Annotated in this window: 20 protein-coding genes and 1 tRNA gene; 7 read left to right on the forward strand and 14 right to left on the reverse strand. The window is 60.2% G+C overall.

What is annotated here, in order from left to right; genetic code table 11:
- Nucleotides 1-142 precede the first annotated feature (142 nt).
- The 3 genes from OS035_RS25420 to OS035_RS25430 all read right to left on the reverse strand — a co-directional run bounded on the left by OS035_RS25420 (nucleotide 143) and on the right by OS035_RS25430 (nucleotide 6,786).
- Complete coding sequence (locus OS035_RS25420; RefSeq protein WP_331814222.1) at nucleotides 143-2,401, reverse strand: bifunctional diguanylate cyclase/phosphodiesterase; 2,259 nt, start codon at nucleotides 2,399-2,401, stop codon at nucleotides 143-145.
- A gap of 768 nt (nucleotides 2,402-3,169) precedes the next feature.
- Nucleotides 3,170-5,320: a mechanosensitive ion channel family protein gene (locus tag OS035_RS25425; RefSeq protein WP_097628873.1), complete on the reverse strand. Its 2,151-nt coding sequence runs from the start codon at nucleotides 5,318-5,320 to the stop codon at nucleotides 3,170-3,172.
- Nucleotides 5,321-5,475: 155 nt separating this feature from the next.
- Nucleotides 5,476-6,786 carry an epoxide hydrolase family protein gene (locus OS035_RS25430; RefSeq protein WP_183777677.1) on the reverse strand — a complete coding sequence of 437 codons (1,311 nt, stop codon included), beginning with the start codon at nucleotides 6,784-6,786 and terminating at the stop codon, nucleotides 5,476-5,478.
- Between the two features lie 354 nt (nucleotides 6,787-7,140).
- Here OS035_RS25430 and OS035_RS25435 point away from each other — a divergent pair, with 354 nt between their 5' ends.
- Nucleotides 7,141-8,091, forward strand: a complete 951-nt coding sequence (locus OS035_RS25435; protein WP_097628871.1) for an alpha/beta fold hydrolase — start codon at nucleotides 7,141-7,143, stop codon at nucleotides 8,089-8,091.
- A 7-nt stretch (nucleotides 8,092-8,098) separates the two neighbouring features.
- Here the strand turns inward: OS035_RS25435 and OS035_RS25440 are convergent, their stop codons facing one another.
- Together OS035_RS25440 and OS035_RS25445 are read right to left on the reverse strand one after the other, a co-directional pair.
- Nucleotides 8,099-8,992: a LysR family transcriptional regulator gene (locus OS035_RS25440; protein ID WP_097628870.1), complete on the reverse strand. Its 894-nt coding sequence runs from the start codon at nucleotides 8,990-8,992 to the stop codon at nucleotides 8,099-8,101.
- A gap of 78 nt (nucleotides 8,993-9,070) precedes the next feature.
- Complete coding sequence (locus tag OS035_RS25445; protein WP_097628869.1) at nucleotides 9,071-9,763, reverse strand: DUF599 domain-containing protein; 693 nt, start codon at nucleotides 9,761-9,763, stop codon at nucleotides 9,071-9,073.
- A gap of 270 nt (nucleotides 9,764-10,033) precedes the next feature.
- Here OS035_RS25445 and OS035_RS25450 point away from each other — a divergent pair, with 270 nt between their 5' ends.
- Nucleotides 10,034-10,522: a PAS domain-containing protein gene (locus OS035_RS25450; protein WP_097628868.1), complete on the forward strand. Its 489-nt coding sequence runs from the start codon at nucleotides 10,034-10,036 to the stop codon at nucleotides 10,520-10,522.
- 59 nt (nucleotides 10,523-10,581) lie between these two features.
- Here the strand turns inward: OS035_RS25450 and OS035_RS25455 are convergent, their stop codons facing one another.
- Together OS035_RS25455 and OS035_RS25460 are read right to left on the reverse strand one after the other, a co-directional pair.
- Nucleotides 10,582-10,959 carry a hypothetical protein gene (locus OS035_RS25455; RefSeq protein WP_097628867.1) on the reverse strand — a complete coding sequence of 126 codons (378 nt, stop codon included), beginning with the start codon at nucleotides 10,957-10,959 and terminating at the stop codon, nucleotides 10,582-10,584.
- A 79-nt stretch (nucleotides 10,960-11,038) separates the two neighbouring features.
- Nucleotides 11,039-11,698 carry a hypothetical protein gene (locus OS035_RS25460; protein WP_097628866.1) on the reverse strand — a complete coding sequence of 220 codons (660 nt, stop codon included), beginning with the start codon at nucleotides 11,696-11,698 and terminating at the stop codon, nucleotides 11,039-11,041.
- Nucleotides 11,699-11,987: 289 nt separating this feature from the next.
- Here OS035_RS25460 and OS035_RS25465 point away from each other — a divergent pair, with 289 nt between their 5' ends.
- The gene (locus OS035_RS25465; RefSeq protein ID WP_097628865.1) at nucleotides 11,988-12,596 is read left to right on the forward strand and encodes a TerC family protein; all 609 of its coding nucleotides are present in this window, start codon (nucleotides 11,988-11,990) and stop codon (nucleotides 12,594-12,596) included.
- Nucleotides 12,597-12,626: 30 nt separating this feature from the next.
- On the opposite strand, the gene OS035_RS25470 is transcribed toward OS035_RS25465, so the two are convergent.
- Genes OS035_RS25470 through metG form a run of 3 tightly spaced genes read right to left on the reverse strand, consistent with a single transcriptional unit; the run spans nucleotide 12,627 to nucleotide 15,793 of the window.
- Nucleotides 12,627-13,451 (reverse strand): MBL fold metallo-hydrolase, encoded by an 825-nt coding sequence (locus OS035_RS25470; protein ID WP_097628864.1) that lies wholly within the window; start codon nucleotides 13,449-13,451, stop codon nucleotides 12,627-12,629.
- Between the two features lie 4 nt (nucleotides 13,452-13,455).
- Entirely contained in the window at nucleotides 13,456-14,238 is a 783-nt protein-coding gene (locus OS035_RS25475; protein WP_183777676.1) for a TatD family hydrolase, read from the reverse strand.
- Between the two features lie 4 nt (nucleotides 14,239-14,242).
- The gene (gene metG, locus OS035_RS25480; RefSeq protein ID WP_183777675.1) at nucleotides 14,243-15,793 is read right to left on the reverse strand and encodes a methionine--tRNA ligase; all 1,551 of its coding nucleotides are present in this window, start codon (nucleotides 15,791-15,793) and stop codon (nucleotides 14,243-14,245) included.
- A 235-nt stretch (nucleotides 15,794-16,028) separates the two neighbouring features.
- Here metG and OS035_RS25485 point away from each other — a divergent pair, with 235 nt between their 5' ends.
- Nucleotides 16,029-16,817 carry a sulfite exporter TauE/SafE family protein gene (locus tag OS035_RS25485; RefSeq protein WP_003586405.1) on the forward strand — a complete coding sequence of 263 codons (789 nt, stop codon included), beginning with the start codon at nucleotides 16,029-16,031 and terminating at the stop codon, nucleotides 16,815-16,817.
- A gap of 19 nt (nucleotides 16,818-16,836) precedes the next feature.
- On the opposite strand, the gene OS035_RS25490 is transcribed toward OS035_RS25485, so the two are convergent.
- From OS035_RS25490 to OS035_RS25505, 4 genes are all read right to left on the reverse strand, one after another.
- Nucleotides 16,837-17,862 carry a DNA polymerase III subunit delta' gene (locus OS035_RS25490; RefSeq protein ID WP_183777674.1) on the reverse strand — a complete coding sequence of 342 codons (1,026 nt, stop codon included), beginning with the start codon at nucleotides 17,860-17,862 and terminating at the stop codon, nucleotides 16,837-16,839.
- 8 nt (nucleotides 17,863-17,870) lie between these two features.
- Nucleotides 17,871-18,551, reverse strand: coding sequence for a dTMP kinase (gene tmk / locus OS035_RS25495; RefSeq protein WP_097628860.1), 681 nt, complete (start codon nucleotides 18,549-18,551; stop codon nucleotides 17,871-17,873).
- A gap of 132 nt (nucleotides 18,552-18,683) precedes the next feature.
- Entirely contained in the window at nucleotides 18,684-19,931 is a 1,248-nt protein-coding gene (locus tag OS035_RS25500) for a D-alanyl-D-alanine carboxypeptidase family protein (protein ID WP_375166057.1), read from the reverse strand.
- Between the two features lie 74 nt (nucleotides 19,932-20,005).
- The gene (locus OS035_RS25505) at nucleotides 20,006-21,100 is read right to left on the reverse strand and encodes a septal ring lytic transglycosylase RlpA family protein (protein WP_183777673.1); all 1,095 of its coding nucleotides are present in this window, start codon (nucleotides 21,098-21,100) and stop codon (nucleotides 20,006-20,008) included.
- A gap of 393 nt (nucleotides 21,101-21,493) precedes the next feature.
- Here OS035_RS25505 and OS035_RS25510 point away from each other — a divergent pair, with 393 nt between their 5' ends.
- From OS035_RS25510 to OS035_RS25520, 3 genes are all read left to right on the forward strand, one after another.
- Nucleotides 21,494-21,697, forward strand: coding sequence for a hypothetical protein (locus OS035_RS25510; protein ID WP_331814210.1), 204 nt, complete (start codon nucleotides 21,494-21,496; stop codon nucleotides 21,695-21,697).
- A 202-nt stretch (nucleotides 21,698-21,899) separates the two neighbouring features.
- Complete coding sequence (locus tag OS035_RS25515) at nucleotides 21,900-23,075, forward strand: GGDEF domain-containing protein (RefSeq protein WP_183777672.1); 1,176 nt, start codon at nucleotides 21,900-21,902, stop codon at nucleotides 23,073-23,075.
- Between the two features lie 193 nt (nucleotides 23,076-23,268).
- A tRNA-Ser gene (locus OS035_RS25520) sits at nucleotides 23,269-23,358 on the forward strand.
- The last annotated feature ends 77 nt before the right edge of the window (nucleotides 23,359-23,435 follow it).

The raw sequence follows: 23,435 nt of genomic DNA on the forward strand, positions 1-23,435 counted from the left end.
CTGCGGCCCGGTGCCTACCATGGAGGCTTCAGGAGCTTGTCCGCCGCCCTTGAGCGGGCTCTCGCGGCTGCGTCTGAACCGGATGATTTTAATCCGATCCGGCCTCAAATCATCCGATTCTAGGCTGGTGTGATTTCGCGCATCAGCCTGCTTTCGTCAGTCCCTTGTGCTTCACGCGGCAAAATTCGATCAGCTGCTCCGACGTCATTGGCCGCGCCAGAGCATAGCCTTGCAGCAAATGGCAACCGAGATCTTTTAGGATCTTCGCGTGCTCCATTGTCTCGACGCCCTCGGCAACGATGTCGATGTTCTGTGACCGGCCGATTTCGATAATGGAGGAAACCAGGCGGCGTTGAGACGGAGAGGCTACGATCGGCTTGATAATTTCGCGGTCGATCTTAAGTCGTCGCGGCTCAAACCGAAGCAGACTGATGATGCTGGCATGTTCCGTGCCGAAATCGTCGATCTCGATTTCAATGCCGAGCGCTTTGATTGCCGGAATGACCTCGTTGAGGGCAGGCTGAAGCTCGTCGAAGGAAATTGTCTCGAGCAGCTCGAAACAGAGGCGACCCCTCGCTGCGGGAAGCCCGGACAGTTCGGCGAGCAAATTTGCCTGCGCCAGTCGGCGCGCCGATATATTGACGGAGACACGCGGGATCTGCATTCCCAGGCTGTCCCATCTCGTCAGCTCGAACAGGGCCTTGTGCAGGATCAGCCTATCCATATCGCCGCTACGCCCCAGCCTTTCCGCGGCGCCGAGAAAATTGTTCGGGCCGAGCAGACCTTTTCGCGGGTGATCCCAGCGGGCGAGGGCCTCGACGCCTGATATAGCCAGCGTATCCGCATGGAATTGCGGCTGGAAGAATGCAACGAGCTCATCGCGGTCGAGCGCCAGATTGAACTCATCCGCCAATTCTTTTGAATGGATTGCGGCGCTGCGAAGCTCTTCGGTGAAAATGGCCGCGCGGCCGCGCCCTGCCTTCTTCGCTTCGTAGAGGGCCAAATCGGCATTGAGAAGCAACTGGCCGAGATCCCGCCCGGAGGCATGTTCAGTCTCCCAGGCGACACCGACGCTTGCTCCGACCACATACTCCGCCCCATCGATGAGGAGGGGCTGCTGGAGCGTGGCGACGATCTGCTTGGCCAATTCGGCTGCCTCAGGCTCGGGGTTGGCGCTCCACCTGGCGAAAATGAACTCGTCCCCACCGATCCGAGCCGCGACGTCGGTTGGGCCGGTCAAATCGGCGAGGCGCGAAGCGGTTGTTTGAAGGACCATGTCACCGCCGGCATGCCCTTTCGTATCGTTGATCTCTTTAAATCGGTCGAGGTCGATATGAATGAGGATCAGACAGTCTTCGCCATCGGGTCTCTGTGGTTGCGAGATCATCTGGTCGACGAACCGTCGGTTAGCCAGCCCCGTCAGGGCGTCGCGCAACGACAGATATTCCAGACGTTGCCGCGCTCGAACGAGCTTCTTCTTGTGAAGGCGAAGCTTCTCGATCGTTCGTTGGCGTGATTTGGTCAGGAAGCCGATCCAAATGATCGGCGCAACGACACAGAGGCCCAACAAGCTCGCATAAAACTCAAAAACGCCGATTCCGTTATTTTGGCCCCATCCGTGCTTGGGCACGGCGCCGAAAGTCCACCGGCCATAAGCCATGTCAACGGATGTCGCGACCGGCTGCTTCGAAAAGGTTTCCAGACTTCCGAGGAAAACCTGTTTCGGCGAATTTGGCTCCGGCACGGTACTGATGGCAATCTCAAGCTCGGTCGATCCAAGGCCGCTATCACTATAGAGCCTTGGGATATCAATAATTCCGGAGAGCAGCCCCCAAAAGATCTGGCTGTTTCCGTCATCGATATAGATCGGACATCTGACGACGAAAGCGGTTCCGCCTTGGACGAGTTCCACTGGCCCTGTCAGAACGATATTGTGGGTGTTGCGCGCCAGCATCGCGGCAGCCCGTTGCTTGTCATTCTTTCGGTAATCGAGCCCGATGGCCTTTTCGTTTCCTTTCTCAGGATAAACCCATTTGACCACCATGTCGGGCGCCGCAGCGAAACTGCGCAATTGTGAATCGGGCTGCAGGATCTGCGCGGCGAGTTTGGAAAATCCGTTCTGGCCCATTGCCGGGTCGACTGCGATGCCAGCCGCCAGACCTTGCAGCAGCTTCACATTGCTATTGAGGTTCGTCTGAAGCCGAGATGATATTGTGGCAAGCTCGCCCGCAACAATCGAGCGCTCCTCTGCCAGCGATCGCTCCAGCCGCCAGTTCGTTGCGACCCAGACGACAATAACTGCAATAACCGCCGCAAATAGTGCCGGAGCAAATGCGGTTGCATGGCTGGCTGCGGAGGCAGCAAGGCCACGGAGTATCTTTGGATTTCTTCGAAACTTCATTAGTTTGCCGGCGCGGATGGACACAGATGCATCCTCGCACAGTTTCTTTAAGGCAACGCTAAACCGGCTAGCCTGCGAGAAAAGCCGATCCGGTAGCGCGTCAAGACATCGTTTTGGTTGGAACGTTGGTCTGCCACGGCACGATGGCCTGGCACAATCTGACTGGCTGCTCCTGGTTGCTGGGCAGATCGGGCAGGTGAGGGTGCACACATCGGCTTCAGCTTCCTAAGTTTCTATTCTCATGATCCTGGTGGATGGATATCCGCTTTATGCTCCAGCGTTTGAACGGGACCTCAGCGTGCTTCCAAAAATCGAATTGCTTGCCGACATTGACGTCGCTGGTCGCTGAACGACCTAGTGAACGAGTGATACCCGGCTGAGCACGCAGAAATGACTGCGGAACCTTGGACGATGCAGCGAGAGCTTCGCGAAGAAATTCGCCGTCCCGTGTGCTAGCTCGGATCGCTGCGCGACCATCGCGACGGGCTCGACATTCTACAGGACGAAACCTCCTGTAAGACGCCGCTATGGGAGGCTTGCCTCCAGCTTTGTTCTCAGGGATTGCCAGACAGCTGGCTTGTCATCTCGTCTCCCACGTAATCGAAAACGCGGGGAGTGTGCCATTCAAACTTTACAGAAACAGGACACTTCAACTTTGCGGCCACACAAAAATCGCATAAGACAGATTATGGAACAACAGAATGCCTTTTTATTACAATGGCATATAGCGTCGCCACTCTCGCCGAGCTTGTCTTGTGCTCTGCGCAGTTACTCCTGAAGTGTTGGGATCACTTTTGCCGGTCTTTGTAGCTCCGTAGCGGCGGCGGAAGCTGCTGCATCGGCCGTCCCGCTGGAAACATGAACCGTCGGAGTTGCAAACTGGATCCCTTTTTCCGCGAATGTCTTCTTGAGCATGGCCAGTGCCTTTCGGCGAACGCCGAATTGCTCGCCGGGTTTGGCCATGAACTTCAGGCGGATCTGCACACCGTAATCGGCCATCTGCTCGATCCCTTGCATTTTCAAGGGCTCGATGATGTTGGGCCCGAGTTCGGGATCGTCCAGCAGCTCGACGCCAATGCGCTTGATGGTCTTGCGGACCTCCTCAAGGTCGCTGTCATAGTTCAGGGTCAGCGTAATGATATCGATCACCCAGTCGCGGCTCAGGTTCTGCACCGCGCCGAGTTCGCCGAAAGGAACGATGGTGACCGGACCGCGGTGGTGCCGAAGGCGGATCGATCGCAGCGAGAAACCTTCGACTGTCCCTTTATATTTTGCCGCCTGAATATACTCACCGATGCGAAAGGCATCGTCGAACAGATAGAAGACGCCTGAGATGATATCCTTGACGAGCGTTTGCGCGCCGAAGCCGACGGCGATGCCGACGACACCGGCGCCGGCCAACAACGGTCCGATCTGAATGCCGACGGCATCCAGGATCATCAGGAAGCCGACAGCGCCGATCGCCAGAAACAGCACGTTGCGAAGGATCGGAAGCAGGGTATTTAACCGCTGGCGCCGGCGCGCTTCGGGTCCGTCCAGATGCCCCGCCTCCGCACTTCGCGACGCCACCGCCATCTGACTGTCGATCAGCGTGCTTGCGAGCTTCCAGATGACGTCGGTCACCAGCAGCACGATAACGATGCGGATGCCTGCACGGATCAAACGGGTGGTCACCGTTTCGGCAGCGGCAAGGTCACTGAGATTGACATTCCAAGCGCGGGCAATCAGCAGCGCGGCGACCACGATCAGGCCGTTCCGGAGCGTTTGCATGATGACGACGGACCATCCGACGATAGCCGGATCTTCGACGGCGTGTTCGCCGCCGGATCGTACGATGCGACCGATGACATCACGCGCCACGGAAACGGTAAGCGGCAGAAGCGTCAGGACGATCAACGTCCAGAATACTCCGCGCAGCCCGGACACCCATAACAGCCACGATAATACGATGCTCGCGCTGAAGCCGACGCAGACTAACCGGTTCACCGGCGGCCCGTCGGAACGGAAATGCCGCAGCCAAATCATCGTAATCAGCGTGATCGAAACGACACCGAGCCACGCGGCGGTAAAGAGATCGACCAGGATGGGCGAAGCCCCGATGGTCTGGAACACTTCGATGATCGCCCAGCCGGCCGCCAGCACGGCGACGATTGCGAGAAGCCAGTAATACCAGAACCAGGCAAGCGAGGTGACAAGCGTCAGAAGCCGCATATGCGGCAGCCGGGCGCCGGGCGCAATCACGATGCGGCCGACAAGCACGCCAAGGCGCACCATCAGCGCCGCTGATAGCAGAATGAGCGCGATATCGCGAAACACGGCAGGCCAGGGAAAGAGGATAAAGGCGCCGAGGCTGCCGATGAGATAACCGACCAACGCGAGAAGGCCCATTGAAAGCCGGGCCGCATGGAGCTTGATCCGCTGCCGGACGGTGTCGGCAGGCGCGGTCAACACAAAATGAAGCAGCCCTCGCCCGGACCACCAGGCAAGGCGCTGCGCAGCGAATCCGCCTGCAATGAAGAGTGTCACCGCCAGGATCAGTCCGACAGCATCGATGCGATCATCCGTTTGGAAGACCCGGATCGCCGTTTGAACCTGTCCCGGAAGCGTTGGGACTGCATCGACGAGCGTGAGCAACCTTTGGCGTAGATCCTGCAATGCGGTGGCAATCGACGGCGGTGCCACCTCTTGCGGGGCCGCTGCCGGCTGCGCCGGTTCCTGAGTGCCGGGAACGATCCGGTTGACCAGCGCGCGTCCGGCATCATCGTTGGGCAATTCGATGATAACCCGGATCGGTGCCGAGGAATTGGTCGGTTCGGCCGCTGGGGCGACGGTTACGCTCGCGAACACAAGCGTCGAAAATACCACCGTCAAGAATATCGACACTCTACCAAAAAAATGACGGTCGTCATTGATGCGCATATAGCCCTGGTCCCCAAGAAGCTGGCGTTGTTTCTAGCAACTTCGGACGTTGTGAAGCGTTGCGTAATCGACGTCAATCGACGACCTGTCTGGCGGGCGTAAAGCTCGCCGTGCCGCCGCCCCTGAAAACACGCCGGTCGGTTAACGGCGGTTGCTCATGATCGCACCGTTTTGAACCCTGCCCTGATCTCCTGACTGAAGAGTTCCGGCTCCTCCCAGGCCGCGAAGTGGCCGCCCGTGGGCGCGCGGTTATAGTAGACCAGCTTCGGATAGGCCTTCGACAACCAGTGCTTTGGCGGTTTGTAGACCTCTCCGGGGAATATGGTGACGGCGACCGGCACTTTGACCTCCGTGAGCTTTGCGCCCGCCATGGCGTTTTCGAAATAGATGCGGCCACTCGAGGGGCCGGTGTTCGTCAGCCAGTACAGCGTGATATTGTCGAGGATGACATCCTTGCCAAGCGCCTGTTCCGGATCGCCTCGGGTGAACACCCAGTCGGCGATCTTGTCGTAAAGCCAGGCGGCAAGGCCAACTGGCGAATCCGCAATGCCGTAACCGACTGTCTCCGGACGTGTGCTCATGATCGCGGCATAGCCGAAGCCGTTGTTGAGGAAGTTCCGCGCCTCATCGAAGACGACCTTCTCGTCCGCAGACAGATTGTCGGGAGCCGGCCCTCCATTTTTAAGAGCCTGGGCTGCATCCGATGGGAACGTCGTGGCCCGCTCGATCCTGTTGACATGGATGGCGAGCAGCCCATCGGGTGCCTGGCGACCCAGGGCGTCGCTGATGATGGCGCCCCAGTCGCCGCCTTGCGCGACATAGCGGTCATAGTCGAGCCGTTTCATCAGCACGTCCCAGGCAGCCGCTATCCGCTGCGGGTTCCAACCCGTCGTCGACGGCTTCCCGGAGAAACCGAATCCCGGGATCGAAGGGATCACCAGGTGGAAGGCATCCTCGGCCGTACCGCCATGCGCCGTCGGGTCCGTGAGCGGCCCGATGACATCGAGCAGTTCGAACACCGAACCCGGCCAGCCATGGGTCATGATCAGCGGCAGCGCGTTTTCATGACGGGAACGGACATGGATGAAATGGATGTCCACACCGTCGATATTGGTGAGAAAATGCGGAAAGGCATTCAGCCTGCTCTCTGCCTTGCGCCAGTCGTAGGAGGCCTGCCAGTAGGCCACCAGCTCCTTCAGCCTGTCGGGCTCAACACCCTGCGAACGATCCGTGACGGTTTCACCGTCGGGCCATCGGGTTTCGGCAAGTCGCCGCCTGAGGTCCGTCAGCGCTGCCTCGGGGATCTCGGCCTTGAACGGTCGGATCTCTCCGATGGTTGCGCCGATGACGTCGGCGGCTTCCGACACCAGCGGAAGCAGAACGGCGGATAAGCCGGCCGCGGCACCCGATGACAGCAGCGTGCGTCGCGATAGAGGCCTTTGGTTCAAAGAGGTCAGCAGTGCCATGACGTGTGTCCTTTCATGACAATGAGAGTCAACGGACAGGTTCGGCAAGGGGTGCCATTGGTGACCGCATAGGGTTCAATGTGATGTCAGTCATATCAGTTCTTCCTTATGTTGTCGCCGCTGCGCTCCGCCATCCCCCGCGAGCTGTCTCAAATCGGCGGCTGGTGATTATTTGGGTGGCGCGACGCAGGGCCGGCACCCGGAGAAACTGAGAGGCAGCCTCTCGTTGGAAACTCAGCCTTGGCCAGCGCCGTCACAGCGACCACGATCAAGAGGCTGCCTCTCAATTTTTCCAGCTACTGCGCGGTGACGGCGTGGCTACTTATGGACCTGTCGTTCAGGAAAGGAACTCACATGTCCGAAGACAAAACCGAAAATAGGGCTGCATCGGCCGCAGCCACGCCATCCCTCCCCGTCGGAAAAATCTTCGCGTCCGCTGAAGCCCAGCACGGTGACGTTGATTTCATCAAGGTCGACGAGATGCTCACGCTGAGGAGAATGATTGTTCGCGCGCCGGCGCCAAAAGGCACCGTGCTTTTCCTGCACGGGTTTCCGGAAACGCTGTTGGTCTGGAGGGACATTGCGAGCACGCTTGCTCGCGACTACGACGTCCACGCCTTTGATTGGCCGGGCTACGGCCAGTCGTCGCGCCCCGCGTTGCAATGGTTTTCCTATGCGCCCCAGGACTACGCGGCGGTGTTGAAGGCCTATATCGAGACGGCAGGCATCGACCGTTCGAACCTCGTGATCTATGCGACCGATATTGCCGCCCTCCCCGTTTTGCTGCTTGCTCTCGATGAGCCGGCGATCGCCAGGCGGATCATCGTCGGAGACTTCGCGCCGTTCGACCGGCCGCAATACATGTGGGAGAACCTGCAGAATCTCAAAGCCGAGCCGACGGCCTCGCCGACCCGCGCCTATATGAACAAGACAAGCGACGAGATCCTTCAGAACGTGCACAGGCGCGGCCTGTCGCCGGCGGAACAATTCGATCTGCCGACCGACGTTCAGCAGGACTTGGTCCGTTCGTGGAACTTGGGCGGAATGACGTCGGCGGACGCCTTTGCCCATTACTACGCTCATTTCACGCGCGACCAGAACGTCCTCGAGGCCAACCTTGACCGGTTGAAGACGCCGGTCAAAGTCATCTGGGGCGAAAAGGACCTCTACATCAACAAGGAAATGGGCATCGAATTCGCCGCCAGGATCGGTGTTGAAATCAATATCCTGCCGGGTATCGGCCACTTTCCCCATCTGCAGAATGCGAAACAGACGGTTGAAGAAATCCGCGCATCATTCGGATAATGTTTTATTATCGTCGTTCTGATAGCGCGCGCAACCGGGGTAGAGCCCAGTCGACAAACGCGCGTACCTTCAGCGCCAGAATCCCCTGGCGAGCGTAAACGATATGAATAGGCTGCGGCGGTCCATCGAAATCCCGCAGGATGGGCACCAGCGCGCCCGACGCCAGCTGGTCGGGAACCTGGTAGTCGAAGAGCCGCGCGATCCCCGCTCCGCCGACGGCCGCCGCGACGCAGTTCGCCGCGGTATTCACTTCCAGCCGGTTGCGAGGCATCGCCTCGATCGGCTTTCCCTCAACGTCGAATGTCCAGAAGAATGCCGGCTTGTTGAAGAAGATCCCGTCGCGATCGACGAGATCGCCTGGGCGCTGAGGTTCGCCATGCCGCGCGAGATAGGCAGGGCTCGCGCAGGTCAGCAGGCGGAATTCGCCGGTTTTGACCGCATGGAGGGAACTGTCGGCAAGGTCGCCGAGACGGATCGCGATATCCACCAGCTCGGACACAAGATCAACCGTGCGGTCGAGCGACAGGAGCTTCAGCGACACCTCCGGATATTTGTCCATGAAGCTCAGCGCGACGGGCAGCACATACCGGCTCCCATATTCGATCGGCATCGTGATCGTGAGCGCGCCTCTGGGCGTCTGGTATTCGCCCGACGCCCTTCGCTCCGCCTCATCGAGATCCGCAATGATCTTTCGGGCGGCGTCGACATAGTCGCGGCCGGCGTCGGTGAGCTGAAGATTGCGGCTGGTGCGGACGATGAGGTTTGCGCCGAGATGGCGTTCAAGCTCGGCCACCTTGCGGCTGACGCTGGGCAAAGGCGCGTTCAGCCGCCTGCTGCCGGCCGAGATGCTTCCGGCGTCGACAACGGCCAGCAATATGCGCATCGCTTCGAGACGATCCATTGGCACCCGACCGTAAGATATCGCTTCTGCTCATCATCGGCCGGCAGACTATGACGTTGCCCAGAACCGCAGGCAATCCTAATCCAGCAGCCTGCGTATGGCCATGATCCCCTTTGCAGCATCCGACCAGGATTGACGCCAGATCAAAACGCCGACGCTGAGGATGGCTGCGACAATGAAGGGGATCGGCCCGATGAACCAGAAGGCGGCAGCGACGGTGAAGTAGTAGGATCGGACGCCGACGCTGAACGAGCGAAGAGCCGGGTTCAAGACCAGAGTGAGCGCGTTTGTCCAGCTGACGATGTCCCTGTCTTCATCGCGCGACGGACTCGCCCCGATCGCCGCAAGGCAATAGTTGATCTGTCGGACCGCCCATATGAAATCGGACAGGCCGCGCAGCAGCGTCGCCATGATCAGGAGCACCTTGCACTGGAAGAACCAGGCGGGATCCTGCGCCGCAAACAGCGCGATCAGCCCGCCGCCCGATCCATAATTCGGCTCCATGAACAGCGCACCGCTGAGCCCGACGATGACGATGAGGTTGGCAGATCCGAAGAAGGATGCCGAATTGATCGTATGCCCGAGGATCGCCGCGTCGCCGATGAAGTTATTGTCTCGGGTCAGCACCTCGCGCATCCAGGCCGCGCGAATGCGCACCATGTCGACGGAAAGGCTGTCGTTTCGCCGCGGCCACCCTATTGCCATCAAAGGCTCGAGTGCCACCCAGACGAGAAGGAAGAATACGATCGCCGCGACGTTCAAAAAATCCATGGTGTCCCCCGAATTGAATGGCGTTTTTCCGAACACTACGTCGAGCGAACGGCGGCTCCAAGCGTCAATCGCCGTCCGCGGCTTCCTTTGGTGCGCAAGGGCGGGAGGCCGCTACCGGCTGCGCGTCGCGAGCTTGTACGGCGGTCTCAAGCCGCATGCACGAGCAAGATTGGAAACGTCGATATTGCGTCCCATTGAAAGGCGACTAAGATTGGGTGTCACCAGCCGCGTGACGTGGTCAACCGGCAGGTCAGACTTGGGGATACGGGAATGGACCTTGCCGAAGAGCCTGGCATCTTCACGTGGGACTTGGCGACCGACACGGTTTACGCGGATTCGGCACTAGCGAACCTCTTTGGGCTTGATCCGGAGCAGACCATCGCGGGGCTGCCGATCATAAAATATCTCGACAGGATTCATCCGGACGACAAGCCATCCGTGGCCAAGGCGATTTCAGACTCGGTGGTGACAGGAGATCCCTACCGCCATGACTATCGGGTATTTGATCGAAGCGGACAAATCGTAGCCGTGGCCGCCTTCGGCCGCTGCTTCAGGGATGCAGCCGGAAACCCATCGCACTATGCGGGCATCGTCTTTCGGACGAATGATCAAAGCCAGCAAGACGAATTGTCTGCGCATTGCAGCGCGGCGCTCAAAATTGCGAGGTCATCCGGGCTGCAGGCGACGGCCGACGCGCTTGAGGCGATTCTGAAAGAGCTTGCGACGCCGATGGCTTCCGGCATCGCGCCGCTTCATTGATTTTCTTCGACGCATCGAGCGACGCGCCTGCCCTTGTGCAGCGATTCAAAGCTCGCCGGTCAACGCCATCTCGCCTCGGAGAGATGACTGGGAAATCCGGCAAGCATGACCCCCAGCGGCACATTTCGAACCAGCCTGGCTGCAATGAAGGTTGCGCAGATCGCTGCGGCAAGCTTCGCCCAGGGATAGCTGCCAAGTTGGACATGGGCGTTTGCATCAACCGATGTGGCCTTTGCCTTCAGCGCCGCCTCCGCGTCCTCGCGCAGCATGCCTATCCGAGCCTTCAGCAGCCTGAGTTCCTGCTGCAGGCCGCTCAAATCTTCGTCGACTTTTTCACGCGTGCTTACAACGGCGGCATCGGCAAAAGGCGGTTCACCTTCGGCGATCAGTTCATCGGGGTCAGGAAGGCGGCCGTCGCGATTGATGGATGATTGCATGGACATATCCTCAAATAAAGAAGCGGGATGAGATGAAGGCCCGGCATCGCGGCCGCGCCTTCCAATGCAGGTCAGAGGATCAGTGGTCGCGCCGGAAACCCTGGCTTTGCTGCGATCCGCCCTGCGACTGGTTCTGCGATTGGCGATTGGCATCGTCCGACGGCGTGGGGGCGCTATAAGTGTAGGCACGCACCTTGGCGCTTCCATGCACGGTGTCGCGCGTCGCTACGGGGCGCGTATCGTCGAATGCACTCTCGGACACGGCGAGGTCTTCCGATGCTTTGCCGCCGGAGGGTTTGCCGGCAAAACCGGTATTGGACGCGCCTTGTTGCCTGTCTTCCAGCGACCAGAGGTCCGCCCGCTCGTCCATGTCTATGCTGCCCTCGTCGTCCAGAATATCGTGGACGGTCTCATAGAGCGCGTCATCGATATCGTTGACCTGAACGAGGAAGCCGCCTCGCCGCAACCCCTCTGCGTAGACCGCACGATCCTCGTCGGGAAAGAAGAAGTCGGCCAGCGCGTCGAAGAAGCCGCCGCGGTCGTCGCTCATGGCGCCGGCGGTTTTTTCGTCCGCCTCGTAGCCTGGCATCAACCTTATTCTCGCAACCGGCACGCCCGCGTCTTCAAGACGGGAGACGGCGGATTCGGCTTGCGATCGGTTGTCGAAAAATGCGGTGAGGCTGCTGCCCCCTGTCGGGCCGGAGAAGGCTGGATTGGTATCGTGGTAAATGCTGCTCACGGGAAATCTCCTCTCGATGCATAGACCCACGCCGCGGATCCGGCGGCTGGTTTCCTGATCAGAAAAACAGGTGGGCGAATGGAATGTTCCAAGCCAATGCGTGGGCAGGCGATAGCGGCTTCAGTCGCACCGGCCGCCCCCCACATTGGCGGCTCACCGATATCAAAATGAGGAACGGTTTGGCATCGAGGATCGTTGTCCCGCGCCACCGCAATTCAAGGCGCTCTAGCGGTTGACGTCAAACCGTCGAGACGCTAGCACGGCTTTTGACGCATTGGGGATATTTCATATGGACATCTTTACGGCAGCCGGTCTAACGGCTTTGCTGCAGGTCATTGCTATCGACCTCGTTCTTGCCGGCGACAACGCCGTGGTTATCGGTCTCGCTGCTGCCGGGCTTGAGGCCACGCAGCGCCGAAAGGCGATCATCGTCGGCATAGCAGCCGCGACCGTCCTGCGTATTCTCTTTGCCAGCGTTGCCGTCTATCTCTTGGCGATCGTCGGCCTGCTGCTGGCCGGCGGACTTCTGCTCCTCTGGGTCTGCTGGAAGATGTGGCGCGAGCTTCGCGCCGGCCATGGCGACAACCATGACGCGGCGGGCGCCGAGGGGGCGCCGAAAAAGACCTTTTTCCAGGCGGCGACCCAGATCGTCATTGCCGACGTCTCCATGTCGCTCGACAACGTGCTCGCCGTTGCCGGGGCGGCGCGCGAACACCCAAGCGTGCTGATCATCGGCCTTGCCCTGTCGATCGCGCTGATGGGCATCGCCGCCAATCTGATCGCCCGGTTGCTCAACAACCATCGCTGGATCGCCTATGTCGGCTTGCTGATCATCCTCTACGTTTCGCTCGACATGATCTATCGCGGCGCCGTCGAGATTATGCCCTACATGCAGTGATTTCAGGCTCGATTGTCTTTGTGGTCAGGCTTAAGCCCCGATCCTGACTTCGGTTTCGAAACTCATCTGATCATAGGCCGGGACCACATGGTCCGGCGTCTCGGCCATCACAACGTCATAATCGAGCGGCGTGTGCATATGGGTGAGGATCGCCCGTCTCGGCTTTAGCCGGCCAATCCAGTCGAGCGACTGTTCCAGCGACAAATGGCTCGGATGGTAGGTATATTGCAGCGCGTCGATGATCAGCACGTCGAGATTTTGAAGCTTGTCGACGGTCTGGGGCGGGAAGTCGCTGATATCACTGCAATAGGCCACATCGCCGATCCGAAAGCCGAGCGAGTGGATATCGCCATGCTGCTGAATATGCGGATGAAACCGTATCTTGCCGCCGGGGCCGCGGACTTCGACGGGTTCGTCGAGGTTTTCGATGACAACCGGCAGCACGATGGGCGGATAGTTGCTGCCCGGCGGCGTTTCCAGGCAATAGCCGAAGGCTTCGCGCAGCCTGTCCATCGTATATTGGTCGGCAAAGATCGGCACCCGCCGGCGCGTATTGTGAAAATAGCCGCGCAGATCGTCGATGCCATGAATATGGTCCGCGTGCGGATGGCTGTAGAGCACGGCATCGACATGGTCGGCCCCTGCCCTGATCATCTGCTCGCGAAAATCCGGTCCGGTATCGATAACGACGGTGGTGACACCGCCATCCGGCGCAAATTGCTGCACCATGAAAGCGGCGCGCGTGCGCCGGTTCTTCGGATTGTCGGGATTGCAGGCGCCCCAGTCGCCGGTAATGCGCGGCACGCCGGGTGACGACGAACAGCCGAGAATGGTGAAGCGCCGCCGGTAGAGCACGCTCTCAGATCCTCGGCATTTTCGAAAACAGCCGGAAAGCGTTCTCCGTCGTGATCCGTGCGACCTCCGCGTAGGAGAGGCCGATCGTCTCGGCGAGCACCTCGGCCGTGTTGACGACATAGGACGGTTCGTTGCGCTTGCCGCGCCAGCGCTTCGGCGCCAGATACGGCGCATCCGTTTCAACGAGCAGCCGATCCTGCGGGATCGTCTTGGCGATCTCGCGCAGCTCTTCCGATTTCGGGAAGGTCAGGATGCCCGAGAAGGAGACATAGCCGCCGAGTTCGACGCCGGTTCGCGCCAGTTCCGGACCTGCCGAGAAGCAGTGCAGGATGAAGGGGAAGGCCCCCTTCCCCGTTTCCTCGGTCAGAATCGCGGCCATGTCCTCATCGGCGCTGCGGCTGTGGATGACGAGCGGCAGCTGTGTGGCGCGCGCCGCCGCGATATGGCGACGAAAGCCGGTCTGCTGGTCCTCGGGCTTCTGCGTATCGTAGAAATAATCGAGGCCCGCCTCGCCGATCGCCACCACCTTCTCATGGGCGTTGGCAAGGCGCACCAGCTCTTCCGTCTGGATATCCAGCTCTTCGTCGGCATTGTTCGGATGCGTGCCGACCGAGCAGAACACCGAAGGATATTTCTCGGTGATCGCAAGCAGCCGGTCGAGCTTGCGCACCCGCGTCGAAATCGTCACCATCTGCTTGACGCCCGCCTGATGGGCGCGCGTAACGATCTCGTCGCGCTCCGCCTCGAAGTCGGCGAAATCCAGATGGCAATGCGTATCGATCAGCACAGCCTTAAGCCTCCGGAGCCACGTAGCGCGGGAAGACCGGCGCTGGCGCTTCGAGCGGCGTTCCGGCAACCAGACGGCCGGATTCGCCAAGAGCAGCAAAATCTCGCTTGTCTGCAGGTGCCGCGACCAGATCGAGCAGCTTGCCCGATGATTGAGGCATGAAGGGCTGCAGCAGGATGGCGATCTGGCGCACGACTTCCGCGGTGACGTAAAGCACAGTGCCCATCCGCGCCGGATCGGTTTTCTTCAGTGCCCAGGGCGCCTGGCCGGCGAAATAACGGTCGGTCTCGGACACGACCGCGATGATCGAGGCAAGCGCCCGGTGGATCTGCTGCTTGCCTATGTCCTCGCGTGTGGAGGCATGCAGCGCGTCGGCCTGTGCCAGCATCGCCTTGTCCTCGTCGGTTAGCGGCCCGCATTCCGGGATCTTGCCGTCGCAGTTCTTGACGATCATCGACAGCGAGCGGCTGGCGAGATTGCCGATGCCGTTGGCGAGGTCGGAGTTGATGCGCGTGCCGATCGCCTCTTCGCTATAGCTGCCGTCCTGGCCGAAGGATACTTCGCGCAGGAAGAAGTAGCGCACCTGGTCAAGGCCGAAATGGTTCACCAGGTTGACAGGATCGACGACATTGCCGAGCGACTTCGACATTTTCTCGCCCTTGTTGAGCAGGAAGCCATGGGCGAAGACCCGCTTCGGCAGCGGCAGCTTTGCCGACATCAGGAAGGCCGGCCAGTAGACGGCATGGAAGCGAATGATGTCCTTGCCGATGATGTGCACATCGGCCGGCCAGTATTTCGCCCGCGGGCCGTTCCTGTCCTCGATGTAGCCGGTCGCAGTAATGTAATTGGTCAGCGCATCCACCCAGACATACATGACATGGGCGGGATCGTTCGGCACCTTGATGCCCCAGTCAAAGGTCGTGCGCGAGACAGAGAGGTCCTTGAGGCCGGATTTGACGAAGGAGATCACCTCGTTGCGGCGCTCGGCCGGACCGATGAAATCGGGATTGGCCTCGTAAAGGGCCAGCAGCTTCTCCTGATATTCGGAGAGCTTGAAGAAATAGCTCGCCTCCTCCACCCACTCGACGGGCGTGCCCTGCGGCCCGTAGCGCACGCCGTCGGCGCGCAGCTCCGTCTCGTTTTCCTGGTAATAGGCCTCGTCGCGCACCGAATACCAGCCGGCATAGCTATCCTTGTAGATGTCGCCATTCTCGGCCATCAGGTTCCAGATGTTGCGCGACGTCTCGTGATGACGCTCCTGCGTGGTGCGGATGAAGTCATCGTTCGAGGCGTTGAGCAGCTTGGCCATCGCCTGGAATTCGCCGGAGTTGCGGTCGGCGAGCGCCTGGGCGGTAATGCCCTCGGCGCGCGCCGTCTGCTGCATCTTCTGGCCGTGTTCGTCGGTGCCGGTCAGGAAGAACACGTCCCTGCCATCCAGGCGCTGGTAGCGCGCCATCGCATCCGTCGCGATCAGCTCATAGGCATGGCCGATATGCGGCTTGCCGTTGGGATAGGAAATCGCGGTGGTGATGTAGAAGGGTGTCTTGTCTGTCATGGCGGCCAATGTCCGGCTTACTCTATAAAAATGGTCAGCCGCTCTTAGCGCATGTCACCGTCCAGCGAAACATCAAGTTTTGCCGCCGCCAATGATTTCCGGGACGCGGGCAGCGGTGAACTTGACTCAGCTTCTGCCGCAATCTACCCGTCATGGAAAAGAGGGCGAGGCAGAACGAAGTGCCAGTTTTCATCTATCCGGTTTGTCGTGGCCGCGCGCCGTCGGAGGCGCTTGATTGACGTTCGAGCCTCTCTATTCACTTTCGGGCCTGTTTGTCGGCGCGCTCGTCGGCATCACCGGCGTTGGCGGCGGTTCACTGATGACACCGCTGCTGGTGCTGCTCTTCGGCGTCCATCCTGCGACCGCCGTCGGCACCGATCTTCTCTATGCGGCGATCACCAAGACTGCCGGCACCGCCGTCCACGGCATGCACGGGCGCGTCAATTGGAAGATCGTCGGCAGTCTCGCAATCGGCAGCGTGCCGGCCGCCCTGCTGATGCTCTGGCTGCTGGCAGGCGTCGATCGCAAAAGCATCGGTGTCACCAATACCATCACCACGGCGCTCGGCTGGCTTCTTGTCATGACCGCGATCATGCTGGTCTTCCGAGGTCCGATACTCGAGCTGGCACGCCGCGCCATCGGCGACCGCACACCGCCGCAGCCGAGAACCATCCTTGCCCTCACCGTCATTCTCGGATTCCTGCTCGGCGTCCTCGTCACCCTGACCTCTGTCGGTGCCGGCGCGCTGGGTGTGACGATCCTGCTCGTCCTTTATCCCAGGCTCGATGTGCGCGAGATCGTCGGTTCCGATATCGTCCATGCGGTCCCGCTGACCCTGATCGGCGGCACGGGCTACTGGCTGATCGGCGAAATCGACTGGCCGATGCTGTTTGCCCTGCTGATCGGTTCCATCCCGGGCATTATCATCGGCAGCCTCCTGGCGCCGAAGCTGCACGAGCGCACCATCCGCATCGTCCTCGCCGCGACACTCGCCGTCGTCGCCGTCAAGCTGCTGACCGGCTGATCGGAGAACCAGGACGGAACTAGAGACCCGGCTGCTTGATATCGGCGAGGATGCCGATGATCGTGTGTTTGCGGTCGAGGTTATAGGCATCCGAAATAGTCAGCCGTTCGGTGATTTCGGAATAAAGCCGTGCCAGCCGCTCTGCAGCCGCGATCTGCCCCTCGCCTGCCGCTGCGCGTGCCCGGTTCATGATGTCGTCGCCGACATGGCTGACGAAGAAATCGAAGATCGTGTCACTTTCTTTGCCCGAAAGCGCATCGGCCAGCCGATGCATCGCCTTACGGGCCGTCGGCCCTTCGGCCGACAGCATCTCCTCATAGGCGGCAATGATCTCGCCGCCGCCGTAATTCAGCAGTTTCAGCGCCTCGCCGACGCTGCCCTTGGCGGCCGAAAGCACCGCCCCACCCTCTCCCGATATGCCGAGATGGGCAAGCGCGGCTATGAGCGCATCGTCTGCAAGCGGTGCCAGTTTCAGCGGCAGGCAGCGCGAGCGGATCGTCGGCAGCAATCGTCCCGGCGCATGCGAGAGCACCAGGAACAAGGCCCGCTTCGGCGGTTCTTCCAGGATCTTCAGGATGGCGTTGGCCGCATTGCGGTTCATGTCGTCGGCCGGGTCGATGATGACGATCCGCCAATTGCCAGTGCCTGATGTCTGCGAGAAGAATTTACCGGCGCGGCGCACCTCGTCGACGGTGATCGCCGACTTCACCTTGCCGGTTTTTTCATCCACCGGCCGGGCGAGATGCAGGAGATTGTGCGAGGCGCCGGAGGTGATCTGCCGGCTCACGGAAGACGCAGGATCCGGATCGCCGATCCTCTCCGGGGCAGTGGCAGGATCGGGATAGGAGAGTACGTGATTGGCGAAGCGGAAAGCGAGCGTCGCTTTGCCGATGCCCTCAGGCCCCTCTATCAGGATGGCGTGGTGGCCCTTGCCGGACCGATAGGATTGCGCCAGGAAGGCCTCCGCCTCCTCATGGCCGAACAGCCTGGTATTTTCCCCCGGCCAGATGGCGCCGTCGAGCAGTCCAGGCCTTTCTTCACTCATAACGGGCTTCACTCATGATGTGCGGCTTCCGGCATGCGCGCACGGCCTGCAGGCGACATGAGCTGCCGGACGATCGCCACGATCTCGGCGGCGATCGCCTCCTCGCTCTGCATGGCGTTGATCACGTGACAGCGCTCCGGCTCGCGGGCGGCGATATCGAGAAAGGCTTCGCGCCTTTTCTCGTGGGTTTCGAGCCGCTCTTTCTCGAAGCGATCGGGAGCGTCGGCGGCGGCGCGTTTCTGCGCCCGCTCCAGCCCGATCTTGGCGGGGATATCGAGGATCACGGTGCAATCCGGCATGACGCCGTTAATGGCGATGCGCTGCAGCGTCTCGATGAAATCGGGCTCGAGATTGCCGGTGACGCCCTGGTAGACGCGGGAGGAATCCATGAAACGGTCGCAGAGCACGATCTTGCCGGCAGCCAGTGCGGGGCGGATCACCTCTTCGACATGGTCGTTGCGCGCCGCCGCAAACAGGATAGCCTCCATCCGCGTGCCGAAGGCCTCGGCGGCCCCCGACAGGAGCACGTGGCGCACGGCCTCGGCGCCCGGCGATCCGCCCGGTTCCCGCGTCACCAGCACATCGTGACCGTCGCCCTTCAGCGCCTCGGCGAGGCGGCGGATCTGCGTGGATTTCCCAGCGCCTTCCCCGCCTTCAAACGTAACGAACAATCCCGTACCGGATGACAATGACAACTTCCCGCATTCCAGGCGCCGCACGCGCCTTGCTTCTTCTATCTATCCGAAGACAGCAGGAAGGAAAACCTTTCGCCGCGGCGACATATTCACCTTTCCCGGCAAATTGCATCGGAAAGCCGGCGTTCAGCCCGGCGCGGACTTGTCCCACAGCCAGGAGAAGAAAAGCGATTCGCCGAGTTCCAACATGGCGTCAACAGCCCGGCTGCTGAGCGAGCCTTGGCCGACTCCCTGCACTGTATAGAGCGGCACTTCCCTGAGCAGCCGGCTGCCCGCGAAAATCCTGAGTGTGCCTGCCTGGGTGTCCGGCGTCACCGGTGCCGTCAGCGGCCAGCGATAAATGATGCGCGCCGACAGCCGGTCGGGATTGCTGATCGGAATATAGACGCTGACCGGCGCCTTGGCTACGAGATCGACGGTGCGCGCCGTGCCGCCATAGACGCTGGCAGCGCCGATCACTTCGTTGTCGGCGAAGATCTGCCGGTTCTCGAAGGCCGTCAGCCCCCATTCGAGCACCCGCTTGGCCTCCTCCGTCCGCTCCTTGTCGGAAGCAATGCCGGCAAGCGCCAGAAACAGCCGTCTGCCGTCCCGCTCAACCGACGCGACGATCGAATAACCCTCGCCCTCGGTAAAGCCGGTTGCCAGCCCATCGGCGCCGAGATCGAGCCCGAGTAGCGGATTGCGGTTGCGCTGGAAGATCTTGTTCCACTCGAAATCCGGCTGCGCAAAATAGGGGTAGAGGTTCGGATAGGACTTTTGCAGGGCCGTGGCGAGCGTCACCATCTCGCGCGCCGTCACTTTGCTCTTTCCATCGGGAAGACCGGTGGAATTGCCGAACTCGGCTTTTTCCATGCCGAGCTCTCGAGCGCGCCGCGTCATCGACTCGGCAAATTGCTGCTCGCTGCCAGCCATGCCTTCGGCGAGGATAATACAACTGTCATTGGCGCCCTGGATGGCGATCCCCTTGATCAAGTCCTCGACGCGCACGCGCGATTTGAGGCTGGCAAACATCGTTGCCGTCCTCGACGGCGCGCCGCCGGTTCTCCAGGCATATTCGGAAACGGGATATTCGGTATCGAAGGTAATCTGACCCTTCGTCAACGCGTCGAAGACGAGATCCATCGTCATCAGCTTGGCGAGCGAAGCGGGCGAAAAGCCCTGGTCCTCGTTCTTGGCGAGAAGCACCGTGCCGGTGGCGGCCTCGATCATATAGGCCTGCGCCGCCTTGGTGGCGAAACCAGCGGTCCCGCTATCGGCCGCAAGCGCTCCGGTGGTCAACGGGATGAGGCATGCAAGAGCAATTCCAGCAAAAGTGCGTAGCGGTTTTGCGTCCGGAATTGCGGTGAAACAAAGGCGAAGCACAAGCTTCAGCATCAGGCGTTTCCATCGATCGAGCGGCGTGTCGTCAGGAGGTTAGAGTGAGAGGAAATCCGATGCAATCGCCGCGCTCAGCGGGCGGCGAATTTGGCCTGATGACGCTTGGCCGAGGCCAGGATCGACTCCTGCGTCAGCCCGTCATTGCGCGCCATCACCGCGTCAAAGGCGAGATCGACGGTCACCGTCTTCACGTCGTCGTTCTGGTAGCCCAGCGCGAGGGAGCCGAGCGGCCGTTCATAGGGCATAGGACCGATCTCCGGCAGCACGACCATCTGGTCGAAGGCCTGCGAGGCATTGTTGGCGGACGGTACCTGCGGCGCGACCAAGACATGGGCGCCGGGAGCAACAGCGGGCGCCGTATTATAGCGGGCGCTCGGTGTCGAGCCGGCATAGGAAGTCGCCGACATCGGTACCGGCACGTTGGCCGGCGTCTCGTAATCTTCCGAACTCTGCAGCTGGTCGCGGGTGATCTTGCGGCTGTTGGAGGCGACCATCACGCCGGTTGCGATCTGGCCTTCCGGATTGACGCCGGGAATACGGCTGCCCTTCGGCACGTAGGAGGCCATCAGATAGGGCATGTCGTGGCCGTCCATGCGGGCGCGGCCGACATATTGCACGCGCACCTTGCCGGTGCCGCTGTGCTGCAGATCCAGCATGTCAGCCGTCTTGTTCGACAGGTCGATGATGCGGCCTTCATGATAGGGGCCGCGATCGTTGACGCGCACGATGACGGAGGAACCGCTTTCGAGATTGGTGACGCGCGCATAGCTCGGCAACGGGAAGGTCGGATGCGCGGCGGAAAGATGCATCTGGTCGTAGACTTCGCCGTTCGCCGTCAGGCGCCCATGAAAGGCCGAGCCATACCAGGAGGCGACGCCGACCTTGTTATAGGCGAAGTCTTCTTTCGGATAATACCACTTGCCCTTCACCTCGTAAGGATTGCCGACGATGTAGCGGCCGCCGCCCTTCGGGATATTATTGCCGGTGGCGACCCGTGGGCTCGCCTTCACGCCATATTCGGATTCGGAGAAATATTCTTTGCCGTGGGCTTTCTTCTTCGGCACGCCCTGGGTCGTGCCGCACGCCGCAACCGTCGCACACATCGCCGATACCGCCAGCCACCGTACTGTCGTTGCGAAAGACGCCGCCCCGTATCCCAATTTCATATGTCCCACGCCGCTCAAAGATCGTTATGGTTAAGGAACTTTGCCCCATACTGGGCCAATACGCCTTATCCCCGCCCGCCTAACGAGGGTTTAATCTTGCGAAGTTCGTGGCAAATTTACGAACGATTTCGCAGCGATAGTCATAATTCTAGTGATTATGGTTTACAAATCGCTAACGCGAGCCCTGTCCCCCTGCCCTGCCACTGCCGCAAAGAAGCCTGAAATTCCCGTGCCGATGCGGGGCATATAGTAAACATCCGGCCGCTTCAGACGCCCGAAAAGCTCCATATTGAAAACGCCGCCGGCACGGCTCCATCGCCGATCTGCCTCGATCCTCTCCGGGAACGAAACGTCCGCGAAAGGCTTTGAAGGTTATGCCTGTGGAGGATCACTATGAACGATGAAACCATAACGCAGCTCGACACTGTGAGCCGGCAGCTGAATGCTCGGGCGCGTGCGCTTTCCCAGCTGGATCAAGAGAGCGACATCGCAATGCTGATGTCGGCACTTGCGGTGACGATGGAAGCGGTTCGCTCTCTCTGCGAGGATATGAACCAGCTCAATGGTCCGAAAGGCCTCGGATCAGACGGAGGCTAGATCTCATGTCTCCGACATAAGTTTCAAAGAGCTTGCCCGGGAACGAGTTACGCGCCGACCCGCAAATTCCCGCCGGCCTGCGAAGCTCGTCAACACTAAAGAACAGCGATTGCCTCCGTCGCATTGTCCCGCAGCGTTCACCGAAAAGTAGATTTTAGCCGCTATTCCGGCCCCGCTTCTCATCTCATATCGGGTTCCGGCAATGGATCTTGCGACAGTGCTTCTTCTACACAAGTCTTCCTTCATCGTCGGAGCAATCTGCTTCTTCTACGTGAGATGGCGCTCTGGAGCGACGCCAGGGCTTGGCGTACTCGCCGTCGGTTTTTCCTTGCTCGCGATCGCCTCGACGCTGGCAGGTTTGGATGAGCGTCTTCACATGTCCAATAATGCCAGGACACTCTGGAGTTTTTCGCTTGGTGCCAATGGTTACGGGCTGATGGCGGTGGGTCTTTTTGGCCTCAGCCGGCGTCACAGCTCCCTTCGAGACTGGTGGCCGATGCTCCTGCCTGTCACCCTGACGCTTAGTGCTGCGATCACGCCGTGGTATGTGGACAATGGGCTCAGAGCATCCGTGTTCAACGGCAACGCCGCCCTTCTGCTGGCCTTGTCGGGGTTAGTGATCGCCCGCGACTTCTTTCAGGAGCGCCTTACTGCGCGGTTCGGTCTTTCCGTGGCTATTTTTGTCGCGACATCTCTCTCAGCTTTGGTCGTGGTCGGTTTCATCTTTCCGAACGATGCGCCTCTTCCCCCGCGCTACGCATTCTTTTTGCTGATTATCTGTCATTTCGCGGTGGCTCTGTTCGTGCTCGTGCTCGTACAGGAAAGAGCCGAAGAGAAGCTTACCAGACTTGCGAATACCGACATGCTGACCGGCGTTCCCAATCGGCAGCATTTCTTCAGCTCACTTCCCAAAAGCCTCGGGCGCGGAGACGCATTCGTCCTGATCGATATCGACTTTTTCAAGAGCGTGAACGATCGCTTCGGACACGACAAAGGCGATATTGTTCTCGTAAGTGTTGCTCGGACGATTGCTGACAGCATACCCCGGTCCAGCGTCTTTGGTCGGCTGGGCGGCGAGGAGTTCAGCCTCTTCCTTCGCGGCGAAACCGAAGCCTCTGCTTTCGCACTCGCGGAGCAGATACGTGAGGCGGTCAACGCCTTGAGTCTCGTCTTCGACGGAAAACAGGTCTCCCCGACCGTCAGCGCAGGTGTGGCGCTGTGGGAAGCGGGCCTCACGGAACTAGACGTCCAGAAGCGTGCGGATCAGGCGCTTTACAGCGCCAAAAATAACGGTCGCAACAGGGTGGAGTTGTTCACCGGCATGGAGTTGGTCAATAGCACCCCTGCACTGGAACTGCGAACGGCCCGCGCAGGCTGACAAACACCGGAGCTCGGTCACGCTCAGACTGACTGGCACGCCATAACGGAATGCCGGCAAATGCTGCAGAGCACGTTGACGCTGCTATCAAAGCTGCTAAAACCCAGCCATCGAGTGATTGGGGCGCAAACCGGCAGTAACTGCCGGTTGGAAGAAATCAACGGAATGTGGTTTCTCAACCTTTCAATCAGATGGAAGAGTGTCCGAGTGGTTTAAGGAACCGGTCTTGAAAACCGGCGTGCGGGAAACCGTACCGTGGGTTCGAATCCCACCTCTTCCGCCAGCAACCTGTTGAATAACCTGAATATTTTCGTCGCCCCACGCCAGCAATCTTCAAACTGGTTTGCAACATAGTCAACG

Source organism: Rhizobium sp. 268, from assembly GCF_036571585.1.
Taxonomy (GTDB): domain Bacteria; phylum Pseudomonadota; class Alphaproteobacteria; order Rhizobiales; family Rhizobiaceae; genus Rhizobium; species Rhizobium redzepovicii.